At 66.5% G+C, this 15,962-nt stretch carries 15 protein-coding genes and 1 pseudogene; 6 read left to right on the top strand and 10 right to left on the bottom strand.

Going from position 1 to position 15,962, the window contains the following annotated elements; translation table 11 throughout:
• Window positions 1-296 precede the first annotated feature (296 nt).
• The 3 genes from ACOJVU_RS16590 to ACOJVU_RS16580 form a co-directional block, all read right to left on the bottom strand.
• Complete coding sequence (locus tag ACOJVU_RS16590) at window positions 297-608, bottom strand: type II toxin-antitoxin system PemK/MazF family toxin (RefSeq protein WP_421530766.1); 312 nt, start codon at window positions 606-608, stop codon at window positions 297-299.
• Window positions 608-913: a YlcI/YnfO family protein gene (locus ACOJVU_RS16585; protein WP_421530769.1), complete on the bottom strand. Its 306-nt coding sequence runs from the start codon at window positions 911-913 to the stop codon at window positions 608-610. The genes ACOJVU_RS16590 and ACOJVU_RS16585 overlap by 1 nt, the downstream gene beginning before the upstream one ends.
• 180 nt (window positions 914-1,093) lie before the next feature.
• Entirely contained in the window at window positions 1,094-2,137 is a 1,044-nt protein-coding gene (locus ACOJVU_RS16580) for a class I SAM-dependent methyltransferase (protein WP_421530765.1), read from the bottom strand.
• A gap of 716 nt (window positions 2,138-2,853) precedes the next feature.
• Between ACOJVU_RS16580 and ACOJVU_RS16575 the strand changes: the two genes are divergently transcribed.
• The gene (locus ACOJVU_RS16575; RefSeq protein WP_421530764.1) at window positions 2,854-3,186 is read left to right on the top strand and encodes a DUF732 domain-containing protein; all 333 of its coding nucleotides are present in this window, start codon (window positions 2,854-2,856) and stop codon (window positions 3,184-3,186) included.
• A 208-nt stretch (window positions 3,187-3,394) separates the two neighbouring features.
• Here ACOJVU_RS16575 and ACOJVU_RS16570 read toward each other — a convergent pair whose 3' ends face one another.
• Window positions 3,395-4,387 carry a cation diffusion facilitator family transporter gene (locus tag ACOJVU_RS16570; protein ID WP_421530763.1) on the bottom strand — a complete coding sequence of 331 codons (993 nt, stop codon included), beginning with the start codon at window positions 4,385-4,387 and terminating at the stop codon, window positions 3,395-3,397.
• A gap of 159 nt (window positions 4,388-4,546) precedes the next feature.
• On the opposite strand from ACOJVU_RS16570, the gene ACOJVU_RS16565 reads away from it, so the two are divergent.
• A complete protein-coding gene (locus ACOJVU_RS16565; RefSeq protein ID WP_421530768.1) occupies window positions 4,547-5,479 on the top strand; it encodes a universal stress protein in 933 nt (310 codons plus the stop codon).
• A gap of 369 nt (window positions 5,480-5,848) precedes the next feature.
• Here the strand turns inward: ACOJVU_RS16565 and ACOJVU_RS16560 are convergent, their stop codons facing one another.
• Window positions 5,849-6,133: a hypothetical protein gene (locus tag ACOJVU_RS16560; RefSeq protein ID WP_421530762.1), complete on the bottom strand. Its 285-nt coding sequence runs from the start codon at window positions 6,131-6,133 to the stop codon at window positions 5,849-5,851.
• A gap of 254 nt (window positions 6,134-6,387) precedes the next feature.
• Here ACOJVU_RS16560 and ACOJVU_RS16555 point away from each other — a divergent pair, with 254 nt between their 5' ends.
• A complete protein-coding gene (locus ACOJVU_RS16555; RefSeq protein WP_421530761.1) occupies window positions 6,388-7,653 on the top strand; it encodes a PPE family protein in 1,266 nt (421 codons plus the stop codon).
• An 80-nt stretch (window positions 7,654-7,733) separates the two neighbouring features.
• Here ACOJVU_RS16555 and ACOJVU_RS16550 read toward each other — a convergent pair whose 3' ends face one another.
• The 4 genes from ACOJVU_RS16550 to ACOJVU_RS16535 form a co-directional block, all read right to left on the bottom strand.
• A complete protein-coding gene (locus tag ACOJVU_RS16550; RefSeq protein ID WP_421530760.1) occupies window positions 7,734-8,723 on the bottom strand; it encodes a D-2-hydroxyacid dehydrogenase family protein in 990 nt (329 codons plus the stop codon).
• 134 nt (window positions 8,724-8,857) lie between these two features.
• The gene (locus ACOJVU_RS16545) at window positions 8,858-10,030 is read right to left on the bottom strand and encodes a glycosyltransferase (RefSeq protein ID WP_421530759.1); all 1,173 of its coding nucleotides are present in this window, start codon (window positions 10,028-10,030) and stop codon (window positions 8,858-8,860) included.
• 31 nt (window positions 10,031-10,061) lie between these two features.
• Window positions 10,062-10,610, bottom strand: coding sequence for a thioredoxin family protein (locus ACOJVU_RS16540; protein ID WP_421530758.1), 549 nt, complete (start codon window positions 10,608-10,610; stop codon window positions 10,062-10,064).
• 59 nt (window positions 10,611-10,669) lie between these two features.
• A complete protein-coding gene (locus tag ACOJVU_RS16535; protein WP_421530757.1) occupies window positions 10,670-11,332 on the bottom strand; it encodes a cutinase family protein in 663 nt (220 codons plus the stop codon).
• A 275-nt stretch (window positions 11,333-11,607) separates the two neighbouring features.
• Here ACOJVU_RS16535 and ACOJVU_RS16530 point away from each other — a divergent pair, with 275 nt between their 5' ends.
• The 3 genes and pseudogenes from ACOJVU_RS16530 (at window position 11,608) to ACOJVU_RS16520 (ending at window position 15,382) form a co-directional block, all read left to right on the top strand.
• Complete coding sequence (locus ACOJVU_RS16530) at window positions 11,608-13,437, top strand: PecA family PE domain-processing aspartic protease (protein ID WP_421530756.1); 1,830 nt, start codon at window positions 11,608-11,610, stop codon at window positions 13,435-13,437.
• Window positions 13,438-13,615: 178 nt separating this feature from the next.
• Window positions 13,616-14,473: pseudogene (locus ACOJVU_RS16525) on the top strand (PPE family protein); the annotation flags it as partial.
• The gene (locus ACOJVU_RS16520) at window positions 14,471-15,382 is read left to right on the top strand and encodes a PecA family PE domain-processing aspartic protease (protein ID WP_421530767.1); all 912 of its coding nucleotides are present in this window, start codon (window positions 14,471-14,473) and stop codon (window positions 15,380-15,382) included. The pseudogene ACOJVU_RS16525 and the gene ACOJVU_RS16520, both read left to right, overlap by 3 nt.
• 14 nt (window positions 15,383-15,396) lie before the next feature.
• Here ACOJVU_RS16520 and ACOJVU_RS16515 read toward each other — a convergent pair whose 3' ends face one another.
• Window positions 15,397-15,723: a hypothetical protein gene (locus ACOJVU_RS16515; protein WP_421530755.1), complete on the bottom strand. Its 327-nt coding sequence runs from the start codon at window positions 15,721-15,723 to the stop codon at window positions 15,397-15,399.
• Between the last annotated feature and the right edge of the window lie 239 nt (window positions 15,724-15,962).

Raw genomic sequence — 15,962 nt, 5'->3', positions numbered from 1 at the left:
GACGATCACCGGTCAGCCCACGGAATGGGTGGCGCCACCAGGAACCGTCGACTAGGGAAGGGCCGCCTTCCTCACAGTGCTCTCGCCGCTCGATGGTGCGGCGCGGTACCCGGTGTAGATTCCCGATTTGCACGCAAGGTCAGATTGTTCTGCTGTCTCGATCGTGAATGACCGACAAAATTGCTGGTAAAGAGGCCTGACGGGGTCTGGGTGTTGTTTGCGCCATGTGAGGGTGAGGCCACTGCACGCCCGCCGTACACCTCGACCGCGGCATGAGCCACGATGCCCTTACCGGCCTATGGCACGACCCAGTCGAGGTCGAACGCGTTGCCGATGGCGTCTGCAAGGGCTGGTTCCTGCGACGCAAAAAGGTAGCCGATTCGACGACGAAGATCAGATGCCGGGATCGTTTGGATGTTGTCGCAACTGACGACGGACGGTTGATTCAGCCCGTTCACCGCACCGACCGAGACTTCGGTGGCCAGCCCTCGGACTGTTGTGGTGATCGGAGCGACGGTGACGTTGGTGAGATGCGGACGCACGACCTCGCGGGTGAGAATCAGGACGGGTCTTGCCTTGTCAAGCTGGGCGATGTGGATGGGTCGCATCAGTCGATGTCGAGGATGGTACGGGCAGAGTGGCCGGTCAGCGCATCCAGGTCACTCGGCATTGACGTGCTGGCCGCGAGGATCTCCGCGTCGCGTTCGGCGAGACGGCGGCGGCGTTCCCGTTCCAGCGCCCGCACCACGACAGCTGCACGGCTGCGGGCATGTTGTCCCCGGACTTCGCCATCGATAAAAGCGACGATCTCGTCGGGTAAGCGGACCGCAATTTGTATGCTCACTGCACAGATGGTACCGGTTTGGTATGCAGTTGAGGAGCCGAGTGCGCGATTGTCGGCGTTGAGGTTCAGGCATACGTGTCGGGGTGGCGCGGCAGGCGTGTGATGGCGGTCGGACCGCGCCGCAGGGCCGCGCCGGCCGGTCCGCATCGCCGGCGTCACTGCAGGGGTCCCGGTTCCCCGCGCACAGCACCCCGCCGGAAGGGCCCTCCACCCGGCGACCTGACCGCCTCGTCCTGGGGCGTTGCGGCGCTAATCCGTCTTCCGGTACACCAGCCAGCGCAGGTCGATCGGCGAGTCTGCCGGCTCGACGTCGAACACGTCCAGACCGCGCGCCCACCCCTCGAACCACCCCGTGGGCGGCCAGGCAGCTACGGGCAGATGGGCTTTCTCGAAGTCGTAGGCAGGGTCATCGGACACGAGCTCCAAGGGCAGCCCGGCCGTCGCGGTCGCCACCTCGTCGCGGGTGAAGATCATCGTGTTGCACTGTTGGCCCATCTCCCGCGCCGCAGCGTCGGGTGTGTAGCCGGGATGGGCCAGGAAGGTGTTGAGCACCAGGCGCCCGCCGGGCGCCAGCAGACGGGCGGACAGGTCGAACACCTCTCGCAGCTGGGACGCCGTACGGAAGTCGGGCACCACCTCGGAGACGACGACCAGCTGGTACTCCGAATCGACACTTTCCATGGCCGCGAAGACATCCTGCTGGATGACGCGCACGTCCAGCGATCCCTTGTCCGCCTCGATGCGGATGATGTCGGCGAACTTGGGCGTCATCTCGACCGCATCGACCGGGTGGCCCCGGCGCGCCAGAGCCAGGGAATTGCGCCCGGTTCCCGCGCCGAGGTCGAGCACCCGGCACCTCTCCGGGTCGGCAGCCTCGCCGGCCAGCGCCCATACGCGCGCATCAGGTTCGCTGCCGAACAGCGGGGCCGGGCGGGTCTCGACCCAGTGGTCGTAGTCGGCTTCGAGCGTCCACCATTCTGCCTTGACGCGATAGTTCAGCGTCGTGCCGAAGGGGGTGTGGTACGTGATGACGACGTTCGACCGGGGCGAGGCCCGATAGCCCCTTGCCAGCTCGGTTTCCAGCACACTCCGAAGTTGCGCGGACTGTTCGGCTGTGTGCTGGACGCCTGCACCGGCGAATAGCTGCCCGCACATCCTGACGTACTCGTCGATGAGGGCGGGAACGGCCGGCAGCGTCAGCGTGCCTTCGGCGACGGTTCGACGATGCAACCGCCGGGCCACCGCGTCCCGCAGCGCGGGCGGATCGAACGATCGGGGGCTCGGCTCCTCCACGAGACTCTTCTACAGGACGCCCTTCGCGGTCACACACCGGGGCGTCGGCCGACTCGCTGCGCGACGATCCGTTGAGTCTCGACCTGATCCACCACCACTTCACGACGAACTGACGCCGGGCGCGCCCGCCTACAGTTGTCCTCGTGGCCGATCCGACGACTCCCGGGAATCGCGCAGCGGGGCGGATGCGGGTCGAGAGCCTGTGCCGCTACCCGGTCAAGTCGATGCTGAGCGAGACCGTGGACAGGTTGTGCGTCGACGCAAGGGGTGCTCCCCCTCGCCCCGCAGGCACTTCGCACTCCGGGAGCCGAGAACCGTTTCCGGACAGGCGGTTCCGACGCTTCGAGGCCTTGCGCGGGAGCATACCTGGAGGTCGTGGAGCCTGGCGTCATCGCCGTCGGCGACCCGGTGATCTGGCCCGTGGCCGGCAGCTGACACAGACACCCGCGAACACGAGAAATTCATCGATTCGTCTCCTGCTCGCCACCTTTCTTCGCCGACGACCGCAGGCCATTCCTCCACAGCCCCAACTGACGAGCCGAGCGACTCGGCAAATACCGCCACCACGATCCAGGGCGATTTTGCCAGGTTAAATCCGCCGCAGATAGTGATGCGCCAAGTTACAGCAAAGTTACTTCTTCGTGGTGTGGGTCACATTGACGGCACGCTCAGGAGCCTGACTGTGTATCGTTTTTGCCGGGAGGAGGTTTATGCCGATGACGATTGCACTCCGCCGGTTGACTGCACTCTGCGCGGTGCTTGTTGGCGCTGCGCTCCTGCCGACTCCGGCGCTGGCACTGGCCGACGCCGGCAGCGATCCCGACAACACGTTCCTGACGCAAATGCACCGTCTGGGCTTCACGTGGCCGGCGGGCGAGGATGCCCCCATAGTTGCCTTGGGGAAGCAGATTTGCGCCGATCGCAAAGACGGAAAGACGCCGGATTCCATCAGCCAGGATATTCATTCCGCTCTGGGCTCTAAAACCATCACGTTTGCCGACGTCACGGCGATGGTCAGTGCCGCAGAATCAAACTATTGCTCAGAGTAATTGTTTTGGTCGCATCGGAAATCGCGGGCGCGGCTACACGGTCAGAATGCTGGGGTGCTGAGGTCGCGCACCGCGCAGGTCCCTCTCGATGACCGCAAGTGCCACCCGAACTTCCGCGTCACCCTGAGCGAGGCAACTGGCTGCGTACGCGACTTCGCCACCATGGTGGTTCTGTACGCCCACGCCGCAGTCGCGCAGTCGGCCTTGATCACGTCGGTGAACACGCGTGTACCGGGTCAGGGGGCGGCGGGGACCGGTGCGCGGGGCCGTGCGGTTCCTCGCAGTGCGGCGCACGCGCTGACTGATCGCGCTCTGCCTCGTCGCTACCGGCATGGTCGAGCTGCAAAGTGGTGTGGTGGATGCCGTGTCGCTCGTCGAGCAGCCGCGCCAGGTCGGCGCGCACCAGGTGGCAATTCATTCCTTCCTCGACCAGCACGTGCGCAGACAGGGCGGGGGAGCCCGAGGTGATCTCCCAGATGTGCAGATCGTGCACCTCGACCACCGCATCGCAGCCGGCCATGACCCGCCCGACTGCGACCGGATCGAGATCTTTCGGCGCGGCCTCCATGAAGACCCGCACAGAGGCCGCGAGGAGACCGAATCCCGCGCGTACCATCAACGCGACCACGATCAAGGTCGCGATGGCGTCCGCCCGCCAGAATTGCGTCATCAGCATGATCCCGCCGGCCACGGCGGTGGCGACGAACGCGAACAGGTCGTTGAGGATGTGCTGGAACGCCCCCTCGACGTTGAGGCTGGTGCGGTTGGCGCGACCGATCATCAACGTTGCCGCCACGTTCACCGCGATGCCGACCAACGCGGTGATCAACACCAAGCTGCCGGTGACCTGGGGCGGGTCGATGAGCCGGCGGATCGCCTCGTCGGCCAACCATACCGCCAACAGCACCAGCGTCAGACCGTTCACCTGTGCGGACACGATCTCCGCACGCTTCCACCCGTAGGTCATGAACCCGGACGCAGGGCGCGCCGCCAACCGAATCGTGTACAGCGCCAACGCGATCGAACCGGCGTCGGTGAGCATGTGCGCGGCATCGGAGATCAACGCCAGCGAGCTCGCGATCACACCGACGGCGACCTCGCCGATCATGTAGGCAACGATCACCAGCAGCGCGCCGATCAGCCACCGCCGATCGCTGTCGGCCGAGGGATGCCCGTGCGCGTGTGAATGACCCGCGCTCACCGGGCCGCTCCCACCGCAGTCACACGAAGTAACTTATGCATGTGTCCTCATGTGTGCAAACCCAATTCGGAGGCCTGGTGTGTCGCCGCGTCGGTCGTTCGCGCGGTTGGTGACCAAAGTCTCCTGACTCGGTCTGTACCCCCGCCTAACGTCGACCTCATGGCAGTTCAACCGGTCGGAATTGTGGTGGGTGTCGACGGTTCGCCGTCTTCGGTCCAAGCCGTCAGGTGGGCGGCGCGGAATGCCGCGATGCGCCACGTCGCTCTCCGGTTGGTTCACGTCGTCGCGCCGGTGGTTACTCCCGTGGAGCCGTGGGTGGAACCGCCTTCGCCAACGAGCTTGTCTAAGTACCAGGAAGATTGGTCGCATCAATTCGTCGAGGAGTCCCGCAGGGTCGCCGTCGACGCGACTTCACCCGATCGTGCATCGCACATCACCTGCGAGGTGCTGTTCGCTCCCGTAGTTCCTGCCCTGGTAGACCTGTCCAGGCAAGCCGACATGGTGGTGGTGGGTTGCCGCGGCCAGGGGGCGGTGAGCCGCTCGTTGCTGGGATCGGTCAGCTCCGGCCTCGTCCAGCACGCCCACTGCCCGGTCTGCGTGGTCCACGACGAGGATCCGCCCGCATCCCGATCGTCCGAGGCGCCGGTCGTGGTCGGCATCGATGGGTCGCCGACGTCGGAGTTGGCCACCGGGATCGCCTTTGACGAGGCGTCGCGCCGTGGCGTGGAACTGGTTGCCCTGCATGCCTGGAGCGACATGGGTCCGCTGGATTTCGCGAGTATGAATTGGGCGCCGATCGAGTGGCGCAACATCGAAGTCCGTGAGGAAGAAGCCTTGGCCGAACGTCTTTGTGGTTGGCAAGAGCGTTATCCGGATGTCGCCGTGCGGAAGGTCGTCGTGTGCGACCTACCGGCGCCCCGACTGCTCGAGCAGGCGAACGCCGCCCAGCTCTTGGTGGTCGGCAGCCACGGTCGTGGCGGTTTCTCGGGCATGCTGCTCGGTTCGGTGAGCCGGGCGGTGGTCAATTCCGCTCAGATTCCTGTGATTGTTGCCCGGTTGCCTCATCGCGAGACGGCGGGTTCGAGCGCATGACGCAACGGGTGGCGCGCGATTCGACGCGCTCCGGAAATACGGGCACGACCGAAAGTCGATGAACTGACCACGACCCCCCAGGCCCGCGCGTATGACGCCTGGTTCGACAAGCCCTGGGGCTCTCACGCGTGGGCGATCGAGCTGGTAGTGGTCGCTGCGGCAATGTCAGGGCACTCCGGGGGACTCGTGATCGACGTAGGCTGCGGAACGGGACGACTCGCGGAGTTCCTGGCGTGTCGCGGACACAGGGTCCTGGCATCGCCATCTCGGCCGGGATGCTCGCGGTAGCCGCCACCCGCGTCCCCGGCCGCCTCGTGTGCGCCGATGAACGTCCCGCAGATCAGGCTGAGAACGAAGGTCTGCATGTCCCTACTCGTGCTTGTGCTCGTAGAACTTCACCTCGGCGCCGTACAGCCGCCGCAGGTTCTCGGCGGTGAGCACCGACGACGGCGCGCCTTGGCAGATCGGTTGCTTGTCTAGACACAGCACCGCCGAGGAAAGCCGGTGCACGACCGTGAGATCGTGGGGGACGATGATCATCGTGAGGTTCCGTTCCCGATGAGGCCGCGCCAGCAGGGCGTAGACGGTCTCTTCGCCGCGGACGTCGACCCCGGTTGTCGGCTCGTCGAACAACAGCACGTGGGGATCGCCCATGCGATGAGCACCCCCTGAAACGGTGGGGTGTATTTTCTTGAGATTTTGTGAATTCTGACTCGGAGGAGAGAGTGCGACGATGATTACATTGGCGCCGAACTCGGTTTTTCGTGGTTTCGGTCGCGGGGTGGATATGCCGACGGTGTGTGTCGTGCGGTGGCACGGGGTTCCTCGGTCCCAGTGGGTTGCGCTGGCGGATTCGTTTCTTCTCCTGCGTGATTAATTGAGGAGAAAAAGGACAGGAAGGTTCATCGATGATCGGAACTTTGGATTACGGGGCACTACCTCCAGAAGTCAACTCTGCGCGCATTTATGCTGGCCCTAGGTCGGGACCGATGTTGGCCGCCGCGTCGGCTTGGGATGGGCTGGCCAGCGAGCTGCATTCGACAGCGAGTGCTTATGAATCCACAATCTCCGACCTGACCAGCGAAGAATGGCTCGGCCCCGCATCGAGGTCCCTAGCCGTCGCGGTCACCCCCTATATCGAGTGGATGTCCATCGCGGCCGCGCAAGCGGAGCGGATTGCGGAACAGGCCACATCTGCCGCAGCTGCCTACGAGACCGCCTTTACCGAGCACGTGCCGCCCACCGCGATCGCCGCCAATCGCACCCAACTGGCGTCGCTGGTCGCGACGAACGTTTTGGGGCAGAACACCCCGATGATCGCCGCTAACGAGGCCCAGTACGGAGAAATGTGGGCCCAGGACAGCTCTGCGATGTATCAGTATGCCGGCGCGTCGGCAACGGCGTCGAAACCGAGACCGTTCTCCCAGCCCCCCAAGACCACCGACCCGGCCGGTCAAGCCCGTCAAGCCGCCGCGACCACCCGTGCTTCGGGCAACGCCATTGGCGGCGTGGCCAACAAAATGTCCGGGCTGCAATCGGCACTGCACCAACTCTCGTCGCCCCTGGGGGCCGCGTCGTCGAAGGCGACTGGATCGTCGAGCCTCATCGCGCCCGATTCCGACACGACGACGTCGGGGCTTCCCGGGCTGCTGAATACGCTGGACGGGGCGACACACAGCTCCCTGGGCACCGCCTTGATGACCACCGGAGACACCGGATTTCCGGCCGCGTCCATGAGTGGATTCGTGTCGGCCGGTGACGTGGCGCTCATTGGTCCGATCGGAGCCAGTGCTGTCCACCGCATCGGACTCGCCTCCTCGATTCAGGGCGGTGCTGTCCCGGGGGCACCGACCGTGGTGTCGGCGGTCACCCCGCTGGAGGGAACTGGGGGCACGGTGTCGGCAGGGATGGGCCGGGCCAATTTGGTGGGGACCTTGTCGGCGCCACAGAGCTGGTCCGCAGTCGCCCCAGCGAATGCGACCACTCCGGCGACCACCGCAATTCCCGGCGCCGATCCGGGTGCTGGACCGGAGGGTGCAGCGAGTATGCCCGGTATGCCGGGCGTGCCGGGGGCGCCGACCGCCGGCGCGGGGGAACGCGGATCGGTACTCAACTACGGCATGCCCCGATACGGGGTCCGCCCCACCGTGATGCCGAAAAACATCGTCGGGTAACGCAACTGCTGGCCCTTAAGCGCTTCGGGCAACTGTCCGTGTCGGCGCACTCGTGGGCGTGAGGGGAGGCGGCGGCAACGTCAGTATCGCTGCAAGGCTTCGGGGTTGGCGATGCGGATGGGCGCACCGTCCAGCCACGCGACGACAGCCTCGACGGTGTCGGCGTAGAACGCGCCCAGCATCTCGCGGGTGGCGTAACCGAGGTGCGGAGACAGCGTCACATTCGGCAGCCGCCGCAGCGGATGATCCGCGGGGAGCGGTTCGGTGTCGTACACGTCGAGACCCGCCCCGGCGATGCGCCCGGATTCGAGCGCAGCGAGCAGCGCCGTCTCGTCGACGATCGGACCCCTCGACGTGTTGATCAGGTAGGCGTGCGGCTTCATCGCGCCCAACTCGGGGCCACCGACCACACCGCGGGTGCGCTCGGACAGAACCAGATGGACAGAGACGACGTCGGCGTCTTCGAACAGCGTCGCCTTGTCGACGCGGCGGGCGCCGACGACCGCCGCGGACTCCTCGGTGAGATTGTGACTCCACGCGATGACGTCCATGCCGAAGGCTTTCGCGTACCCGGCCATGCGTCTGCCGGTCCTGCCAAGGCCGATCAGCCCAAGGGTCTTGCCCCACAACGTCATTCCCACGGTGGACTGCCAGCCGCCGCCGCGCATGTGCCGATGCTCTTCGGCCAGGTGGCGAACGGTCGCGATCATCAGTCCCCAGGCCAATTCCGGCGTGGCGTCCCGCACCGACCGGAACCGCGGATCGGCGAAGTCAGAGTGGGCAATTGCGACACCGCACTCGGTGGCCGCGTCCATGTCCAGGTTCGGCAGGCTGGTGCCGACGATGGTGACCAGCCTAAGGTTGGGAAGTCGCTCGAAAAGACTGCGCGGGAAGGCCATCCGTTCACGCATGGTGCACACCACGTCGAAAGGGCGCAGCGCCGCCGCGGCCTCTGTCTCGGAGAGATGGTGGCCGAAGACGGTGACCTGGGCACGCGTCTGCACCGGCGACCAGTCGGCGACGTCGAGGGCGACACCCGCATAGTCGTCGAGTATCGCCACCCGGTGCATGCATGCTCTCCTTGCCGAGTTGAAAACTCTGGGCGCACAGCCTAGCCCACCACTTTGTGCGCCAGAGCAGACGCCTGCCGCATTCGTCCGCCTGCCGCAGGGCACGTGCCCCGGCGCGGCCGAACCCCATGTGGCTAGCCGTCGGCTGGCACGACCAGCTCTTCCAGCAGACCCGCGGTATAGGCGACACTCTTGGCGGCTTCGGTCATCTGCGTGCGAAGCTCCTGGCACCTCGCGACGCATTCCGGCGTCAGAATGCGTCGCAGATCTTCGACGAGCGTTTCCGCCGTGGTGGCCGGGAGCTGCCTCTCACAACCGACGCCCAGCCGGACGACCGCATCCGCCCACATCGGCTGATCGAGCCAAAGCCAGAGGATCAACGTCGGAATCCCGGCCCGCATACCCGCGGCCGTGGTGCCGGCGCCCCCATGGTGAACGACCGCGCGGCACAACGGAAAGACGGCCGCGTGGTTCACCGTGGCGACGATCTTGACGCGGTCCGGATGGGGGACACCGGTGAAATCGTTGGGCCCGCTGCAGATCAACACCCGCTCGCCCAACCGCTCGGCGGCCGCACCGACCATGCCGACCATGTCGGCCGCGGAATCGATCGGCGTGCTGCCCAGGCCAAAGTAGATCGGCGGCGTTCCCTCGGCGATCCAGGACAGAACGTCCTCGTCGGCATCCGTCGTCAGCTCGAGGGTGAGCGAGCCGGCGAAGGGCCGCCGCGCAGCATCGGTTTCCCGCCATTCGTCGGCCAGCTTGGCCGCGCAGAGGTAGTCGTAGGTCTGGATCTCCAGCGAACCCGCCGCGGGGGTATCCGGCAGGCCCAGCATCTCGCGCTGGGCCGCCTCGGCCTGCGTCTTGAGATTCGAAATCAGCCCACCGGAAGGCTGCAGCTGCGCCGGGAAGAAATGCAGCGCGGCGAACGGAACCCGTCGATATTCGGCCACATTCGCGGCGAGCCCCTGCTCGTTCATGCCTGCCAGGAGAAGGTCGGCCCCCGCCGCCAGCGAGACCAGAGCGGTGTTCTTCTCCGTCGAGATCTGGAGAACCTCGTCCATGAGCTCAGGCAGCGCATGGAGCGGGTTGTCGACCTGACGAACGAAATTCGCGGCCGCGTTCATCCGTTCGCGCGTGTCCCTGCCGTAGGCGGCAGCGACGAGTCCGGCGGCCTCGACGAAGCTGCGCATGTCCGGCGGTACGGCCATGGTCACCTCGTGGCCTCGGCGCATCAGCTCGCGACCGACGGCGGCACAGGGTTCGATGTCACCGCGGCTTCCATAAGCTGCCAGGACCACTTTCACCAGTGCGACCTGCCTCGTCTGCTCGACTGCTTCATCGCCACTTGATTCCGCAGCCGGTCGACGGCCGCTGGTCGGGAGCGACCGCGCGCCCGGCGAGCACCGCGTCGACCGCGGCCAGCACGTCGGCTGCCGTGACGGGCTTGCCATTGCCGGGCCTGGAGTCGTCGAGCTGGCCGCGATAGACGAGCCGGCGCTCGCCGTCGAACACGAACGTGTCGGGGGTGCAGGCAGCGGAGAACGCGCGGGCGACGTCCTGGGTTTCGTCGTACAAATAAGGGAAGGTCCACCCGTGGCGGTTTGCCTCGGCGACCATTTCTTCCGGGCCGTCCTGCGGGTAGGTGGCGACGTCGTTGCTGGAGATGCCGACCATCGCAACCCCACGGCCTGCGAGGACGTGGCCCAGTTCGGCAAGCCCGGCGGCGACATGCTGGACGTAGGGGCAGTGGTTGCACACAAAGGTGACGACAAGCGCGGGCCCGGTGAGCTCGTCGGGGCCGACCGTGGCGCCGGTGGCCGGCTCGGGCAGCGCGAACGACGGAACGGGTGTCCCGAGAGGAAGCATCGTCGACTCGATGGCCATGCCCGTCACCCTAGCGGCCCCAAACCACCCTGGCGCCTCGGCGGCGGGGACAGACGGCCTCAGGTGCGTGCAGCGCCCTGGGTTATTTTGTCGGCTGCGAATGTCGCCGCCTGATCGGTCATCCCGGACTGGATGTAGGAGACATGAGCCATGATGTTGCCCCCGCCGGTGCAGATCGGATCGTCCGGGGCGCACAGGCTGATGGTCTTCGCGGCGTAGCGGGGGCTGATGGTCGGCAGCGGCTGGCCGCCGTAGAGCATGCTCGAGAAACCGCTGGATGGCTCGCCGAACAGGGCGACAGCGGCGACGTGGTCGGCCACCGGGGGCGGCATCTGCTCGGTCGACAGGTCGATCACGGTGGCGCCCTGGGAGTATCCCCCGAGCACAATCCTGGTCTTGGGGCAGTTGGCGACGGTGCTCTGGATGTGAGCGCTCGCATCGTCCGAACCGGCCGACGAGCTCCCGTGGTAGTCGTCGGTGGCCGGATACTCCACGGCGTAGACGCCGACGGACTGCCCGCTGAGCTTCGAGGAAAGCGAGTCGACGAATGCCTGGCCGACGTCACCCAAACCCGGCTCCTGATGGGTGCCGCGAGCGAACACCACCTCGACGTCAGAGCAAGGATCGGCCGAAGCGGTGGGAACGCCCTGGGGGACGCTCAGCAGACCCCATGCCGTCGCGACCAGGACACCGAGGATGCGGGGGAGTCTGCGTACAGGCATTTCCGAATCCTGCCACACCGCCGGCGACGGCAATGTCGGCGGCCGCGCCCAATGCAGCGGTAGGGCTCGTCGGGGTCGGGAAGCATGCCGTCGGCACCCAACGAGGCAGCGTGATCCGCTCTACGCGATCCCGCGGCTTTTCGACGCGTGCGCCTTCGATGGCCGAAAATCCAGATTTTCGCGCCGGGATTCCCTAGTGTTTGGCTCTGCCGGCGCGCAGTTGTGCCGGTCACCGCCGATGATGTGTCGTCACCCGGAGGGGAAGACAAGCGGACATGAGCTTCTTGACGTACCCGCCGGAACTCAATTCGTCGCTGATGTTTTCCGGAGCGGGTACTTCCCCCATCCTGGCGGCTGCGGCCTCGTGGGACGGCCTGGTCACTGCGTTGGGTTCGGCGGCGCAGTCGTTCTCCGCGATCACCTCGGACTTGGCCGGCCAAGGCTGGCAGGGAGCTGCGTCCGCAGCCATGTTGACGAGCGCCGCGCGATACGCTGGGTTCCTGACGGCGGCACAGGCCGGAGCCCAAACGGCGGCCACCCAGGCCAAGGCGTTCGTCATCGCGTTCGAGTCGGCCCAGGCGGCCATCGTGCATCCGGTGGCCGTGGCCGCCAACCGTGATCAGTTGGTGCAGCTGGTGGTCTCGAACCTGTTCGGCCAGAACGCGCCGTCGATCGCGGCCATCGAAGCCGAATACGAGCAGATGTGGGCCAAAGACGTGGCCGCGATGCTCGGCTACCACGGTGGCGTCTCGGCGGTCGCGGCCCAATTCGCCGCGTGGCCGGCCACGTGGCAAGGCCTGTCCGCCCAGCTCTCGGGCGCGATCGCCGCGAACCCGGTGGCCGCGGCGGTGGGTTCGGTGGCCGCCGCCAACCCCGTCGCCGGGCCGGCAATCAACCCTGCGCAAACCCTGGGCACCGACCTCGGCCAGGCAGAGCAGACCGTCCTGAACCTGATCAACGCGCCCACCAACACGTTGCTGGGCCGTCCCCTGATCGGCAACGGCGCCAGCGGCGCCGCCGATACCGGGCAGGCCGGCCAGCCCGGCGGGATCCTGTGGGGCAATGGCGGCACCGGGGGTTCGGGTGCCGCAGGACATCCCGGTGGGGCAGGCGGTGCGGCGGGGCTGATCGGCAACGGCGGGACCGGTGGCACCGGCGGGAGCGGCTCCTACGGTGGGCCCGGCGGCCAGGCGGGATGGTTGTTCGGGAGCCCCGGTACGTCCGGCGCCAACGGCACCGGCGCGACGAGCGGGCAGGTTCCGCTCACCATTTACGAACAGACCGAGGCGATCGTGTACGCCTCCGTCAACGGCGGGTCGAGCGTGCCCCTGTTGGTCGACACCGGATCCACCGGTCTGGTGATCCCGTTGCAGGACATCGGTCTCTGGAATCTCGGTCTGCCCAACGGAATAGGCATCAGCGGCTACAGCGGGGGACTGGACTACCTTTATCTGACGTTCGACGCTCCGGTGAATTTCGGGGGCGGGATCATGACCTCGCCGACCGCCGTCGACGTGCCGATCCTCTCGTGGCCGACGACGCTGCAAGGATTGGCGAACTACGGCTTCTCCTTCAGCCAGTTCTTTGCTTCCGACGGGGTGGTCGGCGTCATGGGCATCGGGCCCAACGCGGGCGGTCCCGGCCCCAGCAGCCCCCTGACGGCGTTGCCGGGCAGCCTCAGCCAGGGTGTGCTCATCAACGAGACAAACCCGACGTCGCCCAGCCTGACGTTCGAGTCCGCACCGACGAACATGACGCCGATCGCCACGGTGAGCGGGGCACCCATCACCACGTTGGAACTGACGGAGACACCGCCGGCCGGCAGCACCTCTATTTTGTATTCCGTCAACTCGATCATCGATTCGGGAGGTGTGCAGGGGACCATCCCGTTCGACGTCCCGTCGGGAACCGTCGTTGACGTCTACGCTCCCGGCGCCACACCGACGCTGCTGTACTCGTACACCTACAACGGCGACAGCAGTTCAAGCCCCACCGCATACTTCCCGACCTATTATCCGGGCATCATGAACACCGGCGCCCTGCCGTTCCTTGAGCACGAGGTCTATCTCTCGAACGCCGGCAACGGGTCGATGGCCTTCTACTGACGCGCGGCCTCCCGACAGTCCCGCGCTGGATTGCATTGCGCACGAAGTACAGTCGCCCGGGCGCCGCGCATTCTTAGAGTTTGCTATGCCGGTGCGGTAACACCGCGTATCCGTGGCGTTTCCCGTCGTACGCTGCGCAGCACGGCAGCAGCGGATTCGGCGGAAAGGACGCTCCGGCATGAGCTTTCTCACCTGGCCCCCGGAGACCAACTCCGCGCTGATGTTCGCCGGTGCGGGTGGGGCCCCGATGGTGGCCGCGGCGGCATCGTGGGACGGATTGGCTGATGCACTGGGTTCGGCCGGGCAGGCGTTTTCGTCGACCACCGCGAGCTTGACCGGTCAAGCCTGGCAGGGGCCGGCGGCGGCTGCCATGCTCGCGGCCGCGCAGCGTTACACGTACCTTCTCGGCGCCGCACAGTCTCAAGCCGAAATCACCGCGGCCCAGGCGCAGGCGATCGTCGGCGCATTCGAGTCCACGCGAGCCGCCACCGTGCACCCGCTCAGCGTGTCGGCCAACCGCAGTTAACTTCTCCGTCTGGCGGTTTCGAACCTGTTCGGACAGAACACACCTGCGATCGCGGCCGCCGAAGCCGAATACGAATCCATGTGGGCTGCCGACGTCGCGGCGATGGTGGGCTATCACAGCGGAGTATCGGCTGCGGCGGCACAGATATCGGCCTGGCCGAGGTTCCTGGAAGGCCTGGTCGCCGACGCCTCGGGCGCCCTTGCCAATCCTGCTGATTCCGTAACAGCAGTGCGGCTCGAACTCGGCCGAGCCGAACAGAACGTCGTGGCCGCGATCAACGCGCCCACCAACACCCTGTTGGATCGCCCGCTTATCGGAGACGGAACCAACGGCGCCGCCGGGTCCGGAGAACCCGGCGGACCCGGCGGAATCCTCTGGGGCAACGGCGGAAACGGCGGCTCCGGCACCGGAACACACGTCGGCGGGCCGGGCGGGTCCGCCGGCTTGATCGGTAACGGCGGAAACGGCGGCACCGGCGGTTCGGCCGCATACGGCGGGGCCGGCGGCATGGGGGGCTGGTTGTTGGGCAGCAACGGCGCCCTCGGCGCTCCCGGCGCCGACGCCCCGCAGAACGTCACCGTCCCCCTGACGATGTACAAAGTCGTCGAACCCATCATCTACGCGTCGGTCAACGGCGGGCCGAGTGTGCCTTTGCTCCTGGACACCGGCTCCACGGGACTGGTGCTTCCCCTCCAGTACATCGGCATTCAGCACCTGGGCATCCCCACCGGATTCGGCACCAGCGGATACAGCGGGGGACTGGGGTATTTCTACCTCACCTTCCAGGGGCCGGTGAATTTCGGCAACGGCGTCGTCGCCACCTCCACCGCCTACAACGTGCCCATCGTCTCCTGGCCGACGAGACTGTCGTCGTTCCCCACTTCGTTCAGCGACTATTTCGCCCCCAACGGGGTCGTCGGCGTCCTGGGCGTCGGGCCCAACGCGCTCGGCCCGGGCCCCAGCAGCCCGATCACGGCCCTGCCGGGGAGCCTTCGCCAGGGTGTGCTCATCAACGAGGTTTATGGGACGACGCCCTATCTCGACTTCGGCCCGGCCCCGACGGGGATGTCCGTGCTGGCCACCATCAGCGGTGCACCCATCAGTGATCTGTTGGTGACGGTCGGCGGACCGTACGGCAGCCCGGCGCAGTATCCGACCTTTCAACTCGGCTCGATCATCGACACCGGCGGCGTGCTGGGAACCCTTCCGTCATTGGTGAATGCCCAACCAGGGCAAGAGATTTACGTCTATGGACCGGGCAATCTCACGACGCCGCTCTACGCGTACCACTATTACAGCGACTACTACCCGATCACGGTGCCCGGCGACGATCTGATGAACACCGGGGCGCTGCCGTTCCTGCTACGCCCGGTGTACCTGTCCAACGGCGGTGACGGCTCGATGATTTTCTACGTATGACATGCGGTGCGCGCTCACCGGACGACGTAGAGCGCAGCGGTCGCGATGGCCGAAACGCCGAGAACGGCGCGCAGGAGCGGTTCGGGGACAGATGGTTGCAGTCGGGCACCCGGGTATCCGCCGATGAGTCCGCCGACCACGCCGACGACCGCGGCCGGCGCGGTGATGGATCGGTGTGATGGTCCGCCCCGCGTCCGGCGCCGGGGTTGGCGCTGGGTTCGTTTGGGCAGGCAAAGCCAGAGTCCGAGGGGCAGTAGCGGCACCGCGACGGCGAGGCGAAACAACCCCGGCCCGGGGATGAGGAAGACCCGCACGACGGCCCCGCCGATGCCTCCGGGCACCGAGCGTTGCCGACTCGAGCTCTAGCCGCGCGTCCATGGGCGCAATGCCCGAGTGCGGGCCGGTCCAACCGTCGCGGCTTCGGCCGGACGGCCGCGTGAAATGGATAACATTTCGCGGCTCATGATGACCGTTGGCCTGCACTGACACCGATCTGGACCGGCACAGCGCCACTGCCATGAGACTGGTAGCTCGGATTCAAGTTTTTTCCAGCTGCGCTGTCATAAAATCTGGTGTCCGG

Source organism: Mycobacterium sp. THU-M104, assembly GCF_049197365.1.
Classification (GTDB): Bacteria; Actinomycetota; Actinomycetes; order Mycobacteriales; family Mycobacteriaceae; genus Mycobacterium.
The sequence above is the reverse complement of the archived record's forward strand: the minus strand, read 5'-3'. Positions and strand labels throughout refer to the sequence as shown.